Here is a 20218-nt window from a genome sequence, read left to right as displayed (position 1 = left end):
ATGCCGCCATGCCCTATCGCCTGCTCTCCCCCCTTCCCGATACCGCTTCACCCGCACAGATACTGGCGCAAGAGCAGCACTGGCTGCGCGACTGTGCCCATGACGGCCAGCCCCGCGCTCACCTCTGGCAGGCGCCCCAATGCCTGATTGTCACTCGCAAGGATACCCGCCTCCCCCGTTACGAAGCCGCCTGCCAGCAACTTGCAGCTGAAGGCTGGCCGGTACATGTGCGCGACAGTGGCGGTACCGCCGTGCCCCACGGTGCGGGGATCCTCAACCTATCCCTGCTGCTGCCCCGCACCACCACAGATCTCGCCCACTACTACCGGCTGCTGGGGGCGCCGCTGCTGACCCTGTTGGCGGAGTACGGCCTTGAGGGAAGCTATGACTTCGTGCCCGGATCCTTTTGCGATGGTCAGTACAATCTGGTGATCGGGGGACGCAAGATCACCGGCACTGCCCAGCGCTGGCTGGCGCCGGGGCAAGATCACCAGGGCGCCGTGCTGGCACAAGCCATGCTGCTGGTGGCGGGTGATGTGGATGAGGGAACCAGGAAGGCGAGCCGCTTCTACGAGCTGGCGGGCGGCGAGCTGCGTTTTATGGCGGGAACCTCCACCACGCTGGCAAGCTGCATCGGCTGGCGCGGTAGCGATCAGGCACTGGTAGAGAAAGTGCGAGCACATCTGGATAGCCTGCTGAGCGAGGGGCTATCTCCCTCATCCTGACCTTATCCCGAAGGGAGAGGGATAGTCCCCATCCTTAGACACAACGCACAAAAAAGCCACGACCGGAGTCGTGGCTTGTTCTTTTCAAGGGGAACGTGAAACGGGCCGAGGCGCTCAGGCCGTCTGCGGCTCCGGCTCGGCTTCGCTATCCAGATCCCGGCTAAAGTAGGCGCGGGTCTCGGCGATCACCACATGGCGCAGGCCAATCAGGCCGATGAGGTTGGGCACCGCCATCAGGCCGTTAACGATATCAGCCAGCAGCCAAATCATATCCAGATGGAGGAAAGCGCCGCTCGCTACCAGCGCCAGATAGACCAGACGATAGGGCTTGATCGCCTTAACCCCAAACAGATACTCGGTGCAGCGCTCGCCGTAGTAGTTCCAGCCAAGGATGGTGGTAAAGGCGAAGAACAGGAGGCCAATGCTCACCAGATACTGACCGACATGGGCATCGAGCCCTTGGGCAAAGGCCAGACTGGTCATGGCCGCGCCGCTTGCGTCGCCGCTCCACACGCCGGTCACCACCAGGGTCAGGCCGGTCATGGTGCAGATGATGATGGTGTCGATGAAGGTACCTGTCATGGAGACCAGCCCCTGCTCCACGCACGAATCGGTCTTGGCTGCCGCCGCCGCGATGGGGGCAGAGCCCAGCCCTGACTCGTTGGAGAAGACCCCGCGCGCCACCCCGGACTGAATAGCCAGCATGATGCTGGCACCGACGAAGCCGCCGGTCGCCGCATGGCCGGTGAAGGCACTCTCGATAACCAGCATGACGGCATCGGGCAGGGCGCTGGCGTTGTTCACCAGCACGCCCAGACAGGCGACGATGTAGAAGATGGCCATGAAGGGCACCACCTTGCTCGACACGCTGGAGATGGACTTGATCCCCCCCAGGGTCACCAGCGCCACGATCAGGGTCAGCACCACGGCGGTCGCTTCACGGGGTACCGAGAAGGAGAGGCTCATGGCATCACTGATGGCGTTCACCTGCGGGAAGGTACCGATACCGAAGAAAGCCACGCCGATGCCGAACAGGGCAAACAACTTGGCCAGCGGCTTGGAACCGAGCCCCTTCTCCAGATAGTACATGGGGCCGCCAGCCATCTGGCCGTTGGCATCCTGCTCGCGATATTTCACCGCCAGCAGGCACTCGGCATACTTGGTGGCCATGCCGAACAGTGCCGCCATCCACATCCAGAACAGGGCACCGGGGCCGCCGAGCTTGATGGCGGTAGCCACCCCGACGATGTTGCCGGTACCGATGGTGGCAGAGAGGGCGGTACAGAGGGCGCCGAAGCTGGAGACATCCCCCTGCTTGCCCTGCCCCTGATCGCGACCAAAAACCAGCCGCAGAGCGAGCGGCAAGCGCACGACCTGAAGCAGACCCAGACGCAGGGTGAGGTAGATACCGGTCCCGACCAGCAGGATCAGCAGGGGCGGCCCCCAGATAAAGCTATCGATGGCGGTTAACGCCGATTGAATTGATGACATGCATCCTCCTTAAGAAACAGAAATTAAGGAGGAGAAGGATGATCTTCCCATAGGTGTCACGATCGGCCAGAGGCGATCGGATGCGGGCCAAGCCCAGGTACAACCATCCCATCCCCTCTGTCCTTTTGCCTGAGAGTTTCCGGCGCCAGCCTGCCCTTGCGGGTAGTCATGGTGCCTTGCTCCTTCGGCGCCCGATTTAACGGGTCTCTCCAGAGTATCGTCCAGTAGCAGTCCATACCGGTTGCCCGGTACCTGAAAGATTCACTTCTTCGGTGGATGGTTGCCCATCGCTCTCCTGCTACCTTCATCCGAACTAGTTTGGATTAGGAAGTCGGCATGTTAATCCAAAAAATGTGAGCTGTCTCGCACTTGGCTGCCCCCATTTATATTTTTTTAGTGACCGCCAGAACTGCGGCAAGAATGTTAAATGTTGGTTAACTATCAACAAGTTAGGCTCTCACGGATCAAATGTGGCCCAAACGGGAAAAATGGCGGATAGAGAACAGTGATCCCTCTCGTTTCGCCAAGAAAATCTTGCTGACATATCCAATCAAAATGCTTGCGCACAGAATCAATAAGCCGATAATCCGCTGCATAACCAAGCACTCTGCCATCAATTTATGCACTGTGTTCGGTTGGTCCCACCGGACCGCTCGCCTGACCCGGCCGTCGCCGGTTCAATCGCATATGGCTTGGGCATATCACGCCCCCTAAGGATGACCAAAAGAGAATGAACGACGCCCTGGTTGCAAAAGATGTGGTCGCACAAGATTACCGTCAGCTGGTTGAACAATTCGGTTCCCCCCTGCTGCTGCTCGACAAGGCAGCCGTCCGCAAACAGTATCGGGCCCTAGCCGCCGCCCTGCCCGATGTACGATTGCACTATGCACTCAAGCCCCTGCCCCATGAGGCGGTGGTCTCTGTCTTGAAGGAAGAGGGGGCCTGTTTCGATCTGGCCACCAATGGCGAAGTGGATCTGGTGCGCAGTCAGGGGGTTCGCCCGGGACGTTGCATTCATACCCATCCCATCAAGCGCGACAGCGATATCCGTTATGCGCTGGAGTTCGGCTGCACCGTGTTTGTCTACGACAACCCGCTGGAGCTGGAGAAGTTCATTCCCTACAAGGACGAAGTGAAACTGCTGCTGCGGGTCAGCTTCCCCAACCCCGAGACCAAGGTCGATCTCTCCAAGAAGTTCGGCTGCACTCCGGAGCAGGCGCTGCCGCTGCTGCAACTGGCCCACGCCAAGGGGATCAAGGTGATGGGGCTGTCGTTCCACGTCGGCTCTCAGGTACCCCACGCCCGTCGCCATGTACAGGCTATCGACGCCTGCCGCGAGATCATGGAGCAGGCCTGGGCGCTCGGGCTCAAGCCCTGGGTGCTGGATATCGGCGGCGGCTTCCCGGTCGACTATGAGGGGGGCGAGTTCGATATCGACAGCTTCTGCGCGCCGATCCGCGAAGCACTGGCCAAGCTGCCCGCCACCGTGCAGAAGATTGCCGAACCGGGCCGCTTTATCAGTGCGCCGGCCATGACTTCGGTATCCAGCGTGATGGGCAAGGCCCACCGTGGCGACAAGATCTGGTACTACCTGGATGATGGCCTCTACGGCAGCTACAACGGCCAGCTCTATGACCACGTCACCTATCCGGTGAGCACGCCTTATGCCAGTGGCGAGCTGCATAACTCGGTACTCTCAGGCCCCACCTGCGACAGCGTGGATGTGATCCGCGATGGCATCATGCTGCCGGACCTAGCTATCGGCGAACTGGTGGTTGGCAAGGTGATGGGCGCCTACACCTGGGCCTCCGCCTCCACCTTCAACTTCTTCCCCAAGGCCAGCATCCTGATTCTGGACAGCAGTCAGAAGGGGCAGAAACTGGTGGCCGTCGCTTAAGACCGACACCTGAATGCAAAGAGGGGAAGCCAGGCTTCCCCTCTTTCGTTTTATCTTGCCAGATCTGGCTAGACGAACTGACTGGTCAGCAGCCAGCCGGTGTAGGCGACGAAGCAGGTGAGCAGCACGCCCCCCTCCAACCGGTTGATACGGCCCTGCCCCTTGCGGCCCAGACACATCACCAGCAGCAGCAGGGTCAACCCCATCATGATGCTCCAGTCGCGGGAGAGCACTTCCGGCGCCACATCCAACGGATGAATACCCGCCGCGATCCCCACCACCGCCAGGGTGTTGAACAGGTTGGAGCCCAGCACGTTGCCAAGGGCCAGATCATGCTCGTTCTTGCGAATGGCGATGAGAGACGAAGCCAGCTCCGGCAGGGAGGTTCCTATCGCGACTATGGTGAGACCAATCACCAAATCGCTGATACCAAGCGCCTGAGCGATGGTCACCGCCCCCCAGACCAACAGGCGGGAAGCGCCGATCAGCAGCACCAGCCCGACCACCAACCAGAAAACGGCGCTCTTGATGGACATCCCCTCGCTCTCGATATCCTCGGCGGTCTCGGTATCCAGCGCATCTCCCTTGCCATTCATGCCAGCCCAGATGGACCAGCCCATCAGGGCAACGAAGACGGCCCCCAGAATGACCGCATCCATCCGGCCCAGATGACCATCAATCAGCAGGGCACCTGAGAGCAGGGTAATACCGAGCAGGATGGGGATCTCCTTGCGCACTACCTGAGAGGCCACCGCGATAGGGCTGATCAGTGCCGTCAGACCCAGGATCAGCGCGATATTGGTGATGTTGGAGCCATAGGCATTACCAAGCGCCAACCCGGGATTGCCCTGTGACGCCGCCAGCGCCGAGACCACCATCTCAGGGGCCGATGTACCAAAACCGATGATCACCATGCCGATCAGCAGCGGTGGCATCCCCGCATAACGGGCGGTCGCCGCAGCACCATCCACAAACTTGTCAGCACTCCAGACCAGCAGCGCCAGTCCGGCAATCAGGGCAACAACAGCCAGGGTCATAACATCTCCATCCCATCGCCAGTAAGCAACAGAGTCAGGACAAGCTCCTGACCCAATTCAAAAGTGGCGCCAGTGTAACGAGCCAGCCTCCCATTTCAAGGGAAAATCAAACTGCGATTAACATTTCACAGCACAGCCAGCAGACTCGCGGCATCGGAGACCTCAAACTTGCCAGGCGCCTCCACAAACAGCTGCTCGACCACGCCATCGTTGGCGATCAACGCAAAGCGCTGGGCGCGGATACCTCCAAAGGCGCCGGTATCCTTGGCCAGACCCAACGCCCGGGTCCAGCTGCCGTCGCCATCCGCCAGCATGGTGATCGCCTCGGCATTCTGGGCCGTCTGCCAGGCCCGCATCACGAAAGCATCGTTGACCGACAGACAGCAGATGGCATCCACCCCTTTGGCCATAAACTGATCGGCCAGCACCACATAACCGGGCAGGTGGGCATTGGAGCAGGTGGGAGTAAAAGCACCGGGCACGGCAAACAGCACTACTTTTTTACCGGCGAACAGCGTCTGGCTATCCCGCAGCTGCTTGCCCTCGGCGGTGATAAAGGTAAATTCGCCCGAAGGCAGAGTCTGACCCATCGCAATCATTGTGCTCGTCCTTAAGTGGAGGGAGGAGGCCCCAGTCTACCCCACTGCCGAGCTGTGACACAGACCTCCCTTTGCCGGGATCATTTGAACTAACCTTGAGCAGGATCAGCCGACCAAGGAAGCCTCATGCAGCACTATTACGATGGACTGGAAATTCGCCCCCCCGCCTTGCGCGAACAACAGCAGCTGGAGCAGCTCAATCATCAGCTTACCCATGTCAGTCAATATTGCGCCGGTTACTCCAGCGTCTATCGCCAGTGCCGCCTCGAGGATCTGGCAGAGCTGGCCACCCTGCCACTGCTCGACAGCAAAGAGCTGTTTGCCGCCCAGCAGGCTCACCCTCCGTTCGCCGGACTCACCGGCCGCCCCGCCAGTCAGGCGTTGCGGGTCTTCTCCTGTCCGGGCCAGCTGGCCATCCCCGAGTATGCGGGAGCAGACTGGTGGGGGGCCGCTCGAGCGCTCTTTGCCGCCGGCTTCAAGCCGGGTGAGGTAATACTCAATGGCCACGACTATCATGCCGGCCCCACCGCCTTTATCTTCGATAACGGTGCCCGACAGCTCGGTGCCCCCGTGGTACCTTGCGGGCCCCACGATACTCAGCGCCAACTGGAGGCGCTGCTGCGCTATCAACCCACCGGCTACGTCGGTCCGCTGGTGACCCTGCTCGATCTGCTGGAAGCGGCCGAAGCGGCCGACATCCCGACCGACTCGCTGCGCCGCGCCCTATTGTGTGAAGCCACTCACCCGGAAACCACGCCGCTGCGCGCCATTCACGGCATTGCGGCCCTCAACTGTCTGGTGTGGCAGGATGTGGGGGTAGTGGCTTACGAGAGCCGACCAGGAGAGGGATTTATTGTGAGCGAGAGTTGCATCATCGAGATCATCGATCCCGCCAGCGGCGAGCCGGTGAGCGGCGACGAGACCGGCCAGCTGGTGCTGACCAGGCTTGACCTGGAGTATCCATTGCTGCGCCTAGCCACCGACTGGCAAGGGCACTGGCTCGCCAAGCCGAGCGCTTGCGGGCGCACCAACCGACGCCTCAAGCTGGCGTAGCAGACCAAGTAAATGCACAAAGGCAGACGGGCAGCCATCAGGCTGCCCGTCTTCTCTCTGGCGAAGAAAATGTGCGGCGCTTGTCAGCGTCTCGCCTGCCAAATGTCGATGGCGAGCAGGGAGTCGGGGGTAAATTCGCTGGCACGCTCCGCGATCTCGGCCAGGCTCATCCAGTGCACCGAGCTCACCTCTTCGGCCTGCAACTGCAGCGGCCCCTGATAACGGCAACTGAAGAGGCCACCCCAGACCTGGTAGCCCTCCCCTTCCGCATAAAAGCTGCCAAAGCCCTGCAGAGGAACATCTATAATCCCCAGCTCCTCGGCCAGCTCGCGGCGGGCGGAGCGCTCCATCTCCTCACCGGTGGTGACCACGCCACCAGCGCAGGCATCCAGCATGCCGGGGCAGAAATCCTTGCTGAGGGTGCGTCGCTGCACCAGGATCCGATCCGCGTCGTCGAGCACCAGAATATAGCTGGCGCGATGGCAGAGATTCTCCCGCCGCACCTTGGCTCGCTCGGCCACGCCAATCACCCGGTTATCCTCGTCCACCACATCAACCCATTCCACGCACAGGCCCTTTTATTTGTTCCATTCAAGCCCGCAGTATATCGGTGCGGTGGTTTGTCATGGCACAACTTTTTCGATGATGCCGTCAATTTGCCGAGCTCACTGGCAAAATAAGGATTCATGCAAATCTTTATAAACCGTCATATCAGTGTCATCGACCGACACCATAGTGTGCCCTGTCCAGGCAATCAGGGAACCGTGTGATGAAGGTATTCAAGCAGTTATCCCCACGGCAGATCGCTCGCTACATCAAGAGCTTTCATCGAGGCTATTTTGCCATCGAGTCGCTGGGGACATTTGAATTCAACGCGGGCAGGATCAGCCTCCATGGCCTGACCTGCCGCCAGCGGCTAAGACTGGCTCGCCAGATCAATCTGGCGGTCAGACAACTTGGTCACCGCGACCCCTTGCCGGACATGTGAGTCAAAGGGTCTTGCCCTACTGTCTGTTGTGCATCCATGCTTTGCCCGCCGGCTACTGGCCGCGCGGGCCGTTTTCGATATCGGTAATGATGCCGTTGCGCACCGTCACAAAGCGCATGAACTCGTTCTTGCCGAAGTTGTAGGTCCAGCGTTCACCATATTTGACCTGCACCATGTTGCCAAACTGGTTTTCCTCGTTGCGGTTGAGCTCTTCACGCAACATCGGCTCACCGCACTTGAGCAGCATCTCGGCGGTGGTGTCTCCCTCGGTGATCAGGGCGTTCTTGCAGCGCATGGCATCAGCACTGGCCGGAATGCTCAGCAGCAACAGAGCAAGCCCCGCTACTTTCTTCATCTTCTTGCTCATCGGGTTCTCCTTATCCTCTCTAATGAGTCGCAGTATGCCTGTTCCCGTTTCTGAAAAAACCAGTCAAAAGCGCAAAAGTGCCGCCCTTTTCTGCTCTCCAGCCCGCTGGTCGCGACAAATGCTGTCTATCACATAACCCAAAAACAAACGGCGACCCGAGGGTCGCCGTTTGCATCAAGCCAGCAGGATCACAGGATGTCCAGCAGCTCGACTTCAAATACCAGTGCAGAGTAAGGCGGGATGGAGCCCGCGCCACGGGCACCGTAGGCCAGATCGTGGGGGATGTAGAGCTTCCACTTGGAACCAACCGGCATCAGCTGCAGCGCTTCAACCCAGCCAGCGATCACGCCGGTCACCGGGAATTCAGCCGGCTGGCCGCGAGCGACGGAGCTGTCGAATACGCCACCGTGGGTGAAGGTACCGTGGTAGTGCACACGCACGGACTGACCGGCTACCGGAACGGCACCGTTGCCTTCTACCAGCACTTCGTACTGCAGACCGGAGTCGGTCACCTTCACTTCAGCGCGCTTGGCGTTATCAGCCAGGAAGGCTTCGCCGTCAGCAGCGGCGGCCTTGGCGGCGGCTTCCTGCTCTTCTTGCATGCGCGCAGTGATCACCTGGAAGGCATCATTGATATCGTCACGGCTGACCGCGAACTCCAGACCATTCAGGGCATCTGCCAGACCTTGTTGCAGGGCCGGGATATCCAGACCGGCGAAAGCTTGCTGCGCCAGCTGATCACCCATGTTGCGGCCGATGCCATAGCTGGCCTTCTGTTCGATAGAGTCGTATTGGGACATTGAGATGTTGCTCCAGATCCATGTAGTAAAGAGGCGGGATAATATCAGACTTTTGGCCGGGGTGCTGCCGGGGGCGCCCCTGATTTCCCCGTCAGTGGGAGGAACTTCACACAAGATGCGGATGAACGCCGCCCAACGGCGGCGATCTGCTTAACCGCGATCCAGCAAGGCTCTGACCGCAGCGACCTTGGCGCCATCGGTGATATTGACCCGACCATCATCCGAAGTGCCCATATTCACTCCGTGCGGCACCATGCCACCGCGCCAGCCCATGCCGGACATATGCACTTCGCTCACCCCGGTGAACTCGATGATAGTACGCACGTTGTCGGCATTGACCCCGGCCCCCGGCATCAGGCTGGCACGCCCCGCCAGCGCCTGCTGCATCTCCTGCAGGGTTTCCAGCCCAGCCAACGCAGTCGGCGCATGGCCCGAGCTTAAAATGCGCTCGCAACCGGCCGCGACTATGGTCTCCAGATCGAGGCGCCAGTCGGAGGAGAGGTCGATGGCGCGATGGAAGGTGACCCCCAACGGGCCTGCAGCATCCACCAGCTGTTTGAGTTTGGCGGCAGGCACCCGCCCCTCCTCATCCAGCAGACCGACCACCACCCCTTGCAGCCCCGCAGCGCGTGCCGCCGCGATATCTTGCAGCATCATCTCGAACTCGCCGTCGTTGAAGCAAAAATCCCCGGCACGCGGGCGGATCATGGCATAAACCGGCACGGTGGCATGGCGGGCCGCCTGCTGCATAAAACCGTAGGAGGGGGTCAGGCCGCCCAGACCCAGCGCAGAGCAGAGCTCAATGCGATCTGCCCCGGATTGCTGGGCGGTGAACAGGGATTCCAGGTTGTCGATACAGATTTCAAGACGGGTCATGAGGACTCCTTTTTCGTGGAGATCAGACCCCACATCTGATCTCATAGATTGAGCAAGGCTGCGCCGCGCACACCACCGGCACCGCCGAAGCGGGCCTGGCGGATCTCGGGCAGGGCGACCCCAGGCAACAAGTGACCGGGCAGACGCAGCGGCAGCTGTTCATAGAGGGCGGGCAAGCCGCTCAGGCCACCCCCCAACACCACCACTTCGGGATCAATCACCGAAATGGCGGTGGCAAGCCCGGCGGCCATGATCTCCAGCCAGCAGTCGACCGTCTCGACCGCATGGGGTTCATGGGCCTCGAAGCGTCCCACAATCTGGTGACCCGTGGCGCGCTGGCCATGGAAATGGTGATAGAGACGCTCCAGACCGGTGCCGGAGGCATAGGTTTCAAAACAGACCAGACGGCCGCAGCCGCAACGGGGACGGGGCAACTCGGGGTACTTCATCAGCATGGTCGCGGGCAAGGGGTAGTGACCAATCTCGCCAGCCAGCCAGTTGCGCCCCTGAATAAGCTTGCCCGCCAAATAGACGGCGCCGCCGATACCGGTGCCGATGGTGACGCCGAGCGCACTGCCTGCGCCGTCAGCTGCCCCTTGATGCACTTCGGACCAGAGGAAGCAGTTGGCGTCGTTATCCAACTTGACCGGCCGCTCCAGCAACTCGGCCAGATCGGCGCCCAGATGGCGACCATTGATGGAGGGCAGATTGGCCGCCACTATGCTGTGATCGTGGCTGTTGATGACCCCGGGAAAACCGATGCCGACCGAGCCCCGTGCGCCGAAGCGGGCATCCGCCTGCTCGACCCGGGAGCGGATCAGCTGCTGCAACCCCTCGTAATCGTTGCCCGGGGTGCTCATGCGCTCCTCGTGGCAGAGGTTCAATGCACCGTCATAGACCGCAAAAGCGATCTTGGTGCCACCGATATCAAAGCCGTAATACATGCCAGCACTCCCTTGTCAGCCCGTGTTTATCCAACTCTGTTCCAAGGGGGACATTGTATTAATTCGCAAAAAAAATAAAGTGACCGAAGGCGAAAAACGGGAGAGTGATCAGAGCAAACGGCTCATTTGTCGCTGCAGGCAGGGCTGCCCGAGGCTTATCAGGGTGCGCTCTGCGCCGTCAAAGACGAAGCCGCGTCGCAGGTAGAACCCCTCGCCGATGTGGTTGCCATCGAGCAGCCACAATTTGACGCTATGACAACCGGCGCGGCGCATCTGCATAGCCACCGCCTGCCACAACCGTTTGCCATAGCCTTGTCGCCAGTGGTCGGGATGGAGGTAAAAAGCGCGGATCAGGGCATGGCTCTGCCCCGCTTCCTGCTGTGGTTGCCAATAGAGCAGGCCAATCACTACCTCATCGAGACAAAGCAGCATGGGCCTTGGGCCCGGCTCGGCCAGACGGCTCTGCCAAATCTGTAGATGAGCGGTAACGTCCAGCTGCTCCAGCAGGTCAGCTCCGAGCACCTGGCCATAGGCAGCGAGCCAGCTGGCTCGCTGCATCACCGTCATGGCGGCGGCATCATCGCTGCGCGCCATGCGCAGGCTTATGCCTTGCATTGGGGCACCAGACCATTGGCGCGGGCCTGCTCATAGAGCGGCAGCACTTGCGCCTGTTGCGCCTGCAACTCGGCGATCCGGTTCTCGTTGCTCGGGTGGGTTGAGAGCAGTTGCGGCGGGGTGTTACCACCGGCGGCGGCACTCATGTTCTGCCACAGGGGGATCGCCTCGGCCGGATTGAACCCGGCCCGCGCCATCAGCTCAAGCCCGAGCCGATCCGCTTCGCTCTCCTGAGTGCGGCCATAGGGGAGCATCACCCCCACTTCAACCCCGAGACCAAGGGCGGCCATAGTGGCGCCGCGATACTCGCTGGTGCCCATGGCAATGTCCGCAGCCGCCAGACCGATCCCCGCCAACTGGCTGCGTGAGAGTCGCTCGTTGGAGTGCTGGGCCAGCACGTGAGTCAACTCGTGACCGATGACGGTCGCCAGCTGATCCTGATTCTTGGCCACCTTGAGCAGGCCGCTGTAGACCCCGATCTTGCCGCCGGGCAGGGCGAAGGCGTTGACCTGCTTGGAGTCAAACACCACCACTTCCCAATTGGTGATGCCATAGCTGGCCGGCACCTGGGCGGTCACCGCCTTGGCGACACAGGAGACATAGGCGTTGAGTTTGGCATCCTTGCTCACCTTCTCCTGCTTTTTCATATGCTCGAAGGAGTCGCCACCAAGCTGGTTCATCTGCTGGGGGGAGTAGAGCAGCATCTGGCTGCGGCCAGTCGGCGACTGGGCGCAGGCGACCAGCAGGGAACTACAGAGGGCTACCAGGCCAAACTTGGAGAGGGACGCAATCATGAAGGGATCCTTTGCCATAACGTTGCCCTATTCTCGGAAATGCAGCCCTGCTACGCAAGGGAACCTGCCCCCGGCTGGCGGAAAAACATCCATCCAGCGCTATTAACAGAACTGACAGTCACCAAAAACAAAACGAGCCCGATTGGGGCTCGTTTTATCAGTAGATGCTGGCAGCAAGCGGTTACATGATGCCCAGCTTTTTCAGATCCGCCTGCACCACCTTGGCCGGTACCGGTACGTAGCCATCTTTGGCAACGATGTTCTGGCCCGCCTTGGAGAGCATCATCTTGACGAACTCCTGCTCCATCGGAGAGAGCGGCTTGTTCGGATGCTTGTTCACGTAAACGTACAGGAAGCGTGACAGCGGATATTTGCCGGTGATGGCATTATCGGCAGTAGCATCGACAAAGGTCTTGCCATCCTTGGAGAGCGGAATGGCACGAACGCCGGAGGTAACGTAACCAATACCGGAGTAACCGATACTGTTGAGGGAAGCGGAAACAGACTGCACCACGGAGGCGGAACCCGGCTGCTCGTTCACACCGCTCTTGAAGTCACCATTACAGAGCGCGTGCTCCTTGAAGTAACCGTAGGTGCCGGATACCGAGTTGCGACCGAACAGTTGCAGATCCTTGCCGGACCAGCTGCCATCCAGACCCAGATCAGACCACTTGGTAGCCGCCTTGGCTTCGCCGCACTTGAGTGTGCTGGAGAAAACGGCATCAACCTGCTGCATGGTCAGCCCCTTGATGGGGTTGTCCTTGTTGACGAATACCGCCAGGGCATCGACGGCAACGCGGATAGCGGTCGGCTTGTAGCCATAACGCTTCTCGAACGCTTCGATTTCACCGGCCTTCATGGCGCGGCTCATGGGACCAAACTGGGCAACCCCTTCGGTCAGGGCGGTCGGTGCGGTAGAAGAGCCGGCCGCCTGGATCTGGACATTTACGTTGGGGTAGACACGCTTAAATTCTTCTGCCCACAGGGTCATCATGTTGGCCAGAGTATCAGAGCCGACAGAGGACAGGTTGCCTGAGATACCGCTGGTCGGAGTGTAATCCGGCAGATCCTTGTCGACACCATAGGCCAGGGTGCTGGCAGAAAACAGGGTTGCTGCGGTAAATCCTATTACACCAGCCAGTTTGTTGAGTTTCATCCAATCTCTCCAAAGTTACAGAAGGTCCGTTCTTAAGACGGCGCCAGTATCTGACCTGGCAGTGACAAATTTATGGATTAAATGTGACACTTTAATGACATGACAACAAAGTTGCACAAATGCAGAGAGGGCCCGCATTGTAGCCCTCTCGAATTTACTAACCCATTGTCATAAAAGGCTATTTTAACACCACCATACGAGCCGGTATCATGAAGCTGAAGCGACTGCCAAGGCCGACACGACTTTCAATCTCGAGCTGACAGTCATGATGACTGAGGGCATGCTTGACGATGGCAAGGCCGAGTCCGGAGCCACCGGTGTGGCGGGAGCGGGCCTTGTCGACCCGATAGAACCGTTCGGTCAGCCGCGCCAGATGCTCGGGGGCAATCCCCTCCCCCTCATCCCTCACGGCAAACAGCGCCATTGCCCCCTGCTTGCGCCACTCCACGCTGATCTTGCGCCCTGCCGGTGTGTAGTGGATGGCGTTGTAGACCAGATTGGAGACGGCGCTGCGCAGCTGCTCCTTATCCCCGCGCACAAACAGGTCTGGCTGCACCATGAATTCGATCTGGTGGGCCCGTTCGCCCGAGAGCGCCCGCGCCTCCTGCTCCAGCAGTCCGAGCATGGCAGGTATGTCCACCAGATGGGAGAGATCAACGGTCGGTGCCGCCTCGATGCGCGACAGGGTGAGCAGCTGGTTGACCAAATTGTCCATCCGGATGGTCTGCTCCATCATCACCCGGTGCGCCTTGGCCCACATGGCAGGCGGGGGCGGATCTTCAGTCATCTCCAGATAGCCCTTGAGCACGGTGAGCGGAGTGCGCAGCTCGTGGGAGACATTGGAGACAAAGTGCTTGCGGGTCTTCTCCAGACTGCGCAGGCGGGTGACATCGCGTACCACCAGCATCGCCTGATCGGAGGCGTAGGGCATAATGCGAAACTCGAGAAACTTCTCTTCGTTGATCGGAGAAGTCATCTCCAGTGGTTCATCATAGCTCCCCTTCCCCAGATAGGCGGCAAAGGCAGGATGGCGGATCAGGTTGCCAATGTGCTGACCTGCATCTTCCGGCCAGCGGAAACCGAGCAGTTGCTCTGCCAGCCGGTTGCACCAGAGGATGCTGCCATCTTCGCGAAACACCACGGCCGCATCGGGCAGCGCCTCGGCCCCCTCCCGAAAGCGGCGGATCAGCCCCGCCAGCTCGCGCCGCCGAGCCCGGTGACGCTGTTGCAATTTGTAGATCCCGTTGAAAATGTGCTCCCAGCTGCCACTGCCGTTAGGTGGTACCAGGCTGCGGTCGTGCCACAGCCAATCAGACAGCCGCTTCTGAAAACGGTAATGCCAGCCCAGATGCAACACTGCCGCCACCAACAGGCAGAGGGCAAGATGATCAATCAACCAGCCAACCAATGCGAAGGGGGCGTAGAAAAACGCCATTCGCCACAACTGTCGCCGCCAGGCGTAAGGTTGCAACATAACTGCCTCTAGAGACGGGTTGAGAAGCGGTATCCGGCTCCACGCACCGTCTGGATCAATCTGTCGTGCCCTGTCTCTTCAATCGCCTTGCGCAGGCGCCGAATATGCACATCCACGGTTCTGTCCTCGACGTACACATTGGTACCCCAGACATTGTTGAGCAACTGCTCACGGCTATAGACCCGCTCGGGGTGAGTCATGAAGAAATGCAGCAGCTTGAATTCGGTCGGCCCCATGTCGAGCGCCTTCTCCTCGGCACTGACCCGGTGGGAGACGGGGTCCAGCTTGAGCCCCTGCACCTCGATCACCTCGTCTACCGAGGTGGGGGAGACTCGGCGCATCACCGCATGGAGGCGAGCGGTGAGCTCCTTGGGCGAGAACGGCTTGGTGATATAGTCGTCGGCACCGGCCTCCAGACCACGCACCTTGTCCTCCTCCTCACCGCGGGCGGTGAGCATCACCACCGGGATCTGGCGGGTCACCTCATCCTGCTTGAGCTGTTTGATAAACTGGATGCCACTGCCGCCTGGCATCATCCAGTCCAGCACGATAAGTTCCGGGTAGGGTTCACGCACCTTCGCCAGTCCGTCGGCGAAATCTTCCGCTTCAATCGTCTCATACCCCTTCTGCTCCAGCACGAAACAGAGCATTTCGCGGATCGGTGCTTCGTCCTCGACCACCAGAATTCGCTTAGCCATTCCCTTCTCTCTCCTCTGTGAAGATGGGTGCGCCAATTATTAGAATTTTCTGTGACACTTTTATGACTTTATGACAGGCGGGATGATAAACGTTTTCAGATTCAGTTGGCAGCAGCGCGTTGCAGCAGGTCCCAGCGGTTGCCACTGATATCCTCGAACACTACCACGGTGCCGTAGGACTCCTGTCGAGGCTGTTCACAAAAATGGACACCATACTGCTGCATCCGCCGGTAATCCCGCCAGAAGTCATCGGTCTCGAGGAACAGAAATACCCGTCCGCCACCCTGTTTGCCAATGGCGGCCAGCTGCTCCGGGGTCGCAGCCCGCGCCAGCAGCAACGAGGAACCCGAGCTGCCAGCGGGAGCAACCCGCACCCAGCGTTTGCCCGGTTTGCCCGGTTCGTCGAGCCGGGTATCTTCCAGCAGCGCAAACCCCAGCCCCTCGGTGAAAAAGGCGATAGCCTCGTCATAGTCGGCCACCAGCAGGGTCAGGGCACCAATAGATTGTCTGGTCATCTTGCTCTCGTCTTTAACATGTCATGCTACCGCCCTCAATGCGCCACTACCCGGTTGCGTCCCTGCGTCTTGGCCTGATAGAGCGCCTCGTCGGCACGTTTGAGTACGCATTCCCATGGCTCTCCCCCCCGCTCGGCCACCCCGAACGAAGCGGTCACCCGCAAGGCCAGCGGCCAATGGGGAGATGCCTCCAGCAGGGTGCGCAGCCGCTCGGCCAGGATACACGCCCGCAACTCATCGTAATCAAGGCAGACCAACACAAACTCCTCTCCCCCCCAGCGCACCAGATGGCAGAGGGGATCGCAGTGGCGCAGGATCTCGCTGACCAGCAGTTTGAGCACCTCGTCTCCCACCGGATGGCCATGGCTATCGTTGATCTGTTTGAAGTGATCCACATCGATATAGACAAGAGTGCAGGGCTGCTCACCTATCTCGAGCAGCAGTCGCTCACCGCCGAGCCGGTTGAGGGCGCCGGTCAGGGCATCATAACAGGCCTCCTCGCGGGAGCGGCGATTCTCTTCACTCAAGGTCCGGTTGAGCGCCTCGGCCTCCAGTTTGGCCTGATGGGCATGCTGCAAGCGCTGCTTCATCAAAAGGTGGTTGATCAGAAAAACGGTACAACCGTAAAGAAACCAGACAAACAGGATCAGCCGATAGAAGAGGGTGGCATCGAGCCAGCTACCGTGAAACTGCAGCGCTTCGATCACCACGCCATGCTTACCGGGCGGCATATCTGAACCAGCCATAACCTCGATGGCATAAACCCGATCCAGATTGGCCCCCTGCTGCTGCAACGGCACATTGTAACGGGTGATCCACCAGGTCGCCGGGGTAAACACATCCAGTGGCACCTCGTGATCCCGGCCGTAATCCGCCGGCCGAAAAATGATCTCGTTGAACTTGGATTGCTCAGGCTCATCAACCCGGTCATAGACCGGATTGTAGTTGCGCAGATACAAGCGCCAATCCTGCTCGCCAGCCCCGGTTACGCTCAAACGGATATGAAGTGTGCCAAAACGGGTCAGATTAATCCCCTTGTCACGGGGGGTCAGGGTGAGGATAAGGCCGCAACTTGGGTAGCTGGCGGGATTGGCGGTTAACGTACAGACCACTCCGGGATGATCATCCGCCGAGGGTTGATAGCGCACCGCCCCCGGCCCAGCATCCCGTGGCTGCTGCACTGTGATGGAGAGCGGCCACTCCTTGATATCGAGAACTCGCTCTGGCCCGAACTCGAACAGCAGGATGGCACAACCGGTGAGCGCCAGCAGATACCAGAATAGTGACTCGGCCAAACGGGAACCGGACGCGATCATGCTTACCCTAACCCCTGAATATGAAGGCACAGCTATTCACTCGGGCAGACAACCGATCGTTGCTGCCAGATGGCCCATGATAACAGGGCTCTATGATAATCCCTGTAACGACAAGAAACAGGCTACTTATCATGGCATTCACACTGCATCGCTCCCGTTTTTTCCCATTAGAGCCCCCGTTCTGCCGATTGCTGGCGATAACGCTGGGGTGAACATCCCAGCTCCCGGTTGAACATGGCGATAAAGGCCGAGGTGGAGCCGTAACCGAGCCGCCAGCTGATCTCCTGAATGGGCATGTCCCCCTTGAGCCAGGCCAGCGCCTTGAGCAGCCGCAACCGCGCCCGCCACTGACCGAAGCTCATCCCCAGCTCCCGCAGGCAGCGCCGCGCCAGGGTGCGCTCTGTGGTATGCAGTTGTCCGGCCCACTGGGCCAGAGTTCGGGGATCGGCAGGATCGCTGTGTAACGCCGCCAGCATGGGAGCCAGCAGCTTGTCCTGACTCATCGGCAGGTAGCTCTCCTGACAGCGGGTGCGCGCCAGTCGCTCCACCAGTAACTCGGCCTGACGCTGATCCCACTCATCCGCCATATGGCTCACCCGCCGTTCGCAAAAATCGCTCAGCAGGGCGCGGATCAGCGGGGTGAGCAGCAGCAATCTGGGCTCTGGCGGCAGCTTGGCCGCCAGCTCGTGACTGACGTAGATGGAGGTGTAGTCGAGGGTCTGCTCGTTGTAGGAGGTGTGCTCGAGATCCGCCGGCACCCAGATAAGATAGTCGGCAGGGGCCACCAGTCGCTGATCCCCCAGCTCTATCTCCATGATCCCCAGGCTGATCATGTTGAGCTGGCCCCAGGGGTGGGAGTGCAGCACGGTCGCGCTGTCGGCCAGCATCTGCTGGTAACTGAAATAGAGCGGATTGGGAGCGGGCAGAACGGCATCTACCGGCTGAAAGTGGTGAGTGGCCATCAGCGCCCCTTGTCAGTGAGAGAGAGGAGCAGGCGTGATGCAACGCCCTGTTGGCTCGGTCTCCGGCACAGGCCAAAAGCAGCCATCAGTTGCGAGCAAACGCAGCCCGTGTGGGCCGGAATAAGGTGCATCAGAAAGAGTTGTCTTTTCCGCTGGGTCATCTGTCTGTTTTACGCTACTTGATATTATTAAGACAAGGGTAGACTTGGCCCCCTGTTAATAAGGAGCCTCTGATGCGAATCTTTTCCCCTCTTCTCTTTCCGCTGATGGCGGTACTGATCTGGGCTACCAATACCGTGGTGTCCAAGGCGGCCGCCAGTGTGCTCGACCCCGCGGCTATCTCCTTCTATCGCTGGGTGATCGCCGCTCTGGCACTGACCCCCTTCTGCCTGCCGCAGCTGTGGCGCCGCCGTAGCGAGGTTCGCCCCTGGCTCGGCAAGCTGCTGGTGCTGGCGGCCCTCGGTATGGTGCTCTACCAGTGCCTCGCTTACTACGCTGCTCACAGCACTTCGGCCACCAATATGGGGGTGATCGGCTCCCTCATTCCACTGCTCACCCTGCTGCAAGGGTCGCTCTTCTTCGGCCAGCGTCCCGGCAAACAGGCACTGCTCGGCATGAGTATCTCCCTGTTCGGGGTGCTCTGGCTGCTTGGCAAGGGCGAACCGCTTGCCCTGCTCCATAACGGCATCAACCCGGGGGATGGCATGATACTGCTGGGGTCCGCCAGCTACGCCCTTTACGGCCTCTTGATCCGCCGCTGGCACCTGCCGTTTGGCCCCTGGCTAAACCTCTACATGCAGATCCTGCTGGCGGTACTGCTGCTGGTGCCGCTCGCTCTCAGTGCCGACTCGATGGCGGTGCCGGCAGAAGGGTGGGGACTGGTGCTCTTCGCCGGGCTCGCCTCCTCCCTGCTGGCGGCTTACTGCTGGATGCGCGGCCTCGCTTGCATGGGGGCAGAGCGCACCTCGGTCTTTATGAACCTGATGCCGCTCTGTACGGCGCTGATCGCCGTCGTCGGCCTGGGGGAACCGATCCATGGCTACCACCTGCTGGGTGGCGGGCTTATTCTGGGAGGCGTGATGATCTCCCAGCTGAAAAAGCGTGTCCCACTGCCGGAACGCAATGCGGCCTGACGGGCAACATGCAAAAAACAACAAGGGAGCCGCTGGCTCCCTTGTTCATTTCTATCGTGCTCTAACGACGGTGAACCTACTTCACCCCGCCCGGCGCCAGCGGTAGCGCCGCTCCGGCCGCCCCCGCTGACCATAGTTGAGATCCACATCGACCCGGTCTTCCGACTCCAGATACTCCAGATAGCGGCGCGCCGTGGTGCGGCTGAGGGAGAGTCGCAGCGCCACCGTGTCGGTGGAGAAGACGTTCTCCGGCTCACCCGCCAGCAGATCCAACACCTGACGCAGGGTGATGCTGTCGATCCCCTTGGGAGTGACACGCATCTCCTTGATCTGGGAGCGCCCTCCCTTGCCCAGCAGCTTGTCGAGATCTTCCTGCTCAAGCCGACCCCGCTCGCAGAGGCGGCTGTGCAGTTGCAGGATCTCATCCAGGCTCTGCTGAATGCGAAACAGCCGCAATGGTTTGATGACGTAGTCATGAACCCCCAGATTGAGGGCCTGCTGGATGGTCTCCACATCTCGCGAGGCAGTCACCATGATGACATAGGCTTCGCGGTTGTGGCTGCGCAGGCGGCTCACCCACTCAAGGCCGGAGCCATCGGGCAGGGAGACATCCACCAGCAGCAGTTGGGGCACCACACCGGCCATCATGGCATCGGCCTGGGCCAGGGTGCCGGCCCGCCCCAGCAGGGAGAAACCGGGGGTCGCCGCCACCAGTTCTGACAAGATGGCACCGATCCGATCGTCATCTTCAATAACAAGCGTGATTATTGGGTCCATG

Annotated in this window: 22 protein-coding genes and 1 riboswitch; of the genes, 5 read left to right on the top strand and 17 right to left on the bottom strand. The window is 60.2% G+C overall.

The annotated features are described in order from the left end of the window. Positions 1–8 precede the first annotated feature (8 nt). Positions 9–725 carry a lipoyl protein ligase domain-containing protein gene (locus tag G5253_RS02580; RefSeq protein WP_266134080.1) on the top strand — a complete coding sequence of 239 codons (717 nt, stop codon included), beginning with the start codon at positions 9–11 and terminating at the stop codon, positions 723–725. 114 nt (positions 726–839) lie between these two features. Here G5253_RS02580 and G5253_RS02575 read toward each other — a convergent pair whose 3' ends face one another. Continuing rightward, the gene (locus G5253_RS02575) at positions 840–2216 is read right to left on the bottom strand and encodes an alanine/glycine:cation symporter family protein (RefSeq protein WP_005338391.1); all 1377 of its coding nucleotides are present in this window, start codon (positions 2214–2216) and stop codon (positions 840–842) included. A gap of 107 nt (positions 2217–2323) precedes the next feature. Beyond that, positions 2324–2439, bottom strand: a riboswitch (glycine riboswitch). A 507-nt stretch (positions 2440–2946) separates the two neighbouring features. On the opposite strand from G5253_RS02575, the gene G5253_RS02570 reads away from it, so the two are divergent. Next, the gene (locus G5253_RS02570) at positions 2947–4113 is read left to right on the top strand and encodes a type III PLP-dependent enzyme (protein ID WP_227341106.1); all 1167 of its coding nucleotides are present in this window, start codon (positions 2947–2949) and stop codon (positions 4111–4113) included. Positions 4114–4181: 68 nt separating this feature from the next. On the opposite strand, the gene G5253_RS02565 is transcribed toward G5253_RS02570, so the two are convergent. Together G5253_RS02565 and G5253_RS02560 are read right to left on the bottom strand one after the other, a co-directional pair. Then, on the bottom strand, positions 4182–5150 hold the full coding sequence (locus tag G5253_RS02565; protein ID WP_266134081.1) for a calcium/sodium antiporter: 969 nt from the start codon (positions 5148–5150) through the stop codon (positions 4182–4184). A 125-nt stretch (positions 5151–5275) separates the two neighbouring features. Beyond that, positions 5276–5749 carry a peroxiredoxin gene (locus tag G5253_RS02560; protein ID WP_100646526.1) on the bottom strand — a complete coding sequence of 158 codons (474 nt, stop codon included), beginning with the start codon at positions 5747–5749 and terminating at the stop codon, positions 5276–5278. A 126-nt stretch (positions 5750–5875) separates the two neighbouring features. On the opposite strand from G5253_RS02560, the gene G5253_RS02555 reads away from it, so the two are divergent. Further along, entirely contained in the window at positions 5876–6802 is a 927-nt protein-coding gene (locus G5253_RS02555) for a phenylacetate--CoA ligase family protein (protein ID WP_266134082.1), read from the top strand. An 83-nt stretch (positions 6803–6885) separates the two neighbouring features. On the opposite strand, the gene yfcD is transcribed toward G5253_RS02555, so the two are convergent. Beyond that, positions 6886–7368 carry an NUDIX hydrolase YfcD gene (yfcD, locus tag G5253_RS02550; RefSeq protein WP_266134083.1) on the bottom strand — a complete coding sequence of 161 codons (483 nt, stop codon included), beginning with the start codon at positions 7366–7368 and terminating at the stop codon, positions 6886–6888. A 203-nt stretch (positions 7369–7571) separates the two neighbouring features. Here yfcD and G5253_RS02545 point away from each other — a divergent pair, with 203 nt between their 5' ends. Then, positions 7572–7790 carry a DUF1107 family protein gene (locus G5253_RS02545; protein ID WP_005338403.1) on the top strand — a complete coding sequence of 73 codons (219 nt, stop codon included), beginning with the start codon at positions 7572–7574 and terminating at the stop codon, positions 7788–7790. A gap of 52 nt (positions 7791–7842) precedes the next feature. Here G5253_RS02545 and G5253_RS02540 read toward each other — a convergent pair whose 3' ends face one another. The 12 genes from G5253_RS02540 to G5253_RS02485 form a co-directional block, all read right to left on the bottom strand. Continuing rightward, positions 7843–8157 (bottom strand): DUF2845 domain-containing protein, encoded by a 315-nt coding sequence (locus G5253_RS02540; protein ID WP_005338404.1) that lies wholly within the window; start codon positions 8155–8157, stop codon positions 7843–7845. 188 nt (positions 8158–8345) lie between these two features. Further along, positions 8346–8957: an FKBP-type peptidyl-prolyl cis-trans isomerase gene (locus G5253_RS02535; RefSeq protein WP_005338405.1), complete on the bottom strand. Its 612-nt coding sequence runs from the start codon at positions 8955–8957 to the stop codon at positions 8346–8348. A gap of 150 nt (positions 8958–9107) precedes the next feature. Continuing rightward, positions 9108–9833 carry a copper homeostasis protein CutC gene (locus tag G5253_RS02530; protein ID WP_005338406.1) on the bottom strand — a complete coding sequence of 242 codons (726 nt, stop codon included), beginning with the start codon at positions 9831–9833 and terminating at the stop codon, positions 9108–9110. Between the two features lie 41 nt (positions 9834–9874). Further along, a complete protein-coding gene (locus G5253_RS02525) occupies positions 9875–10777 on the bottom strand; it encodes an ROK family protein (protein WP_266134084.1) in 903 nt (300 codons plus the stop codon). A gap of 108 nt (positions 10778–10885) precedes the next feature. Continuing rightward, positions 10886–11392 (bottom strand): GNAT family N-acetyltransferase, encoded by a 507-nt coding sequence (locus G5253_RS02520; RefSeq protein ID WP_064337029.1) that lies wholly within the window; start codon positions 11390–11392, stop codon positions 10886–10888. Then, positions 11380–12186 carry a M48 family metallopeptidase gene (locus G5253_RS02515; RefSeq protein WP_266134085.1) on the bottom strand — a complete coding sequence of 269 codons (807 nt, stop codon included), beginning with the start codon at positions 12184–12186 and terminating at the stop codon, positions 11380–11382. The genes G5253_RS02520 and G5253_RS02515 overlap by 13 nt, the downstream gene beginning before the upstream one ends. 181 nt (positions 12187–12367) lie before the next feature. After that, a complete protein-coding gene (locus tag G5253_RS02510; RefSeq protein WP_216951835.1) occupies positions 12368–13342 on the bottom strand; it encodes a PstS family phosphate ABC transporter substrate-binding protein in 975 nt (324 codons plus the stop codon). 178 nt (positions 13343–13520) lie between these two features. After that, positions 13521–14816 (bottom strand): phosphate regulon sensor histidine kinase PhoR, encoded by a 1296-nt coding sequence (gene phoR, locus G5253_RS02505; protein WP_266134086.1) that lies wholly within the window; start codon positions 14814–14816, stop codon positions 13521–13523. 8 nt (positions 14817–14824) lie between these two features. Continuing rightward, positions 14825–15514: a phosphate regulon transcriptional regulator PhoB gene (phoB, locus tag G5253_RS02500; RefSeq protein WP_026457670.1), complete on the bottom strand. Its 690-nt coding sequence runs from the start codon at positions 15512–15514 to the stop codon at positions 14825–14827. A gap of 101 nt (positions 15515–15615) precedes the next feature. Further along, positions 15616–16029 (bottom strand): VOC family protein, encoded by a 414-nt coding sequence (locus G5253_RS02495; RefSeq protein ID WP_167572379.1) that lies wholly within the window; start codon positions 16027–16029, stop codon positions 15616–15618. 35 nt (positions 16030–16064) lie between these two features. Further along, positions 16065–17345: a GGDEF domain-containing protein gene (locus G5253_RS02490; protein WP_266134087.1), complete on the bottom strand. Its 1281-nt coding sequence runs from the start codon at positions 17343–17345 to the stop codon at positions 16065–16067. Between the two features lie 167 nt (positions 17346–17512). Next, positions 17513–18307, bottom strand: coding sequence for a helix-turn-helix transcriptional regulator (locus tag G5253_RS02485; RefSeq protein ID WP_266134088.1), 795 nt, complete (start codon positions 18305–18307; stop codon positions 17513–17515). A gap of 233 nt (positions 18308–18540) precedes the next feature. On the opposite strand from G5253_RS02485, the gene G5253_RS02480 reads away from it, so the two are divergent. Continuing rightward, positions 18541–19440: a DMT family transporter gene (locus G5253_RS02480; protein WP_266134089.1), complete on the top strand. Its 900-nt coding sequence runs from the start codon at positions 18541–18543 to the stop codon at positions 19438–19440. Positions 19441–19521: 81 nt separating this feature from the next. On the opposite strand, the gene G5253_RS02475 is transcribed toward G5253_RS02480, so the two are convergent. Beyond that, positions 19522–20217, bottom strand: coding sequence for a response regulator (locus tag G5253_RS02475; protein WP_005338420.1), 696 nt, complete (start codon positions 20215–20217; stop codon positions 19522–19524). Position 20218: the final 1 nt, after the last annotated feature.

The sequence above is a fragment of the Aeromonas sp. 602658 genome (assembly GCF_049173005.1).
Classification (GTDB): Bacteria; Pseudomonadota; Gammaproteobacteria; order Enterobacterales; family Aeromonadaceae; genus Aeromonas; species Aeromonas veronii_A.
The sequence above is the reverse complement of the archived record's forward strand: the minus strand, read 5'-3'. Positions and strand labels throughout refer to the sequence as shown.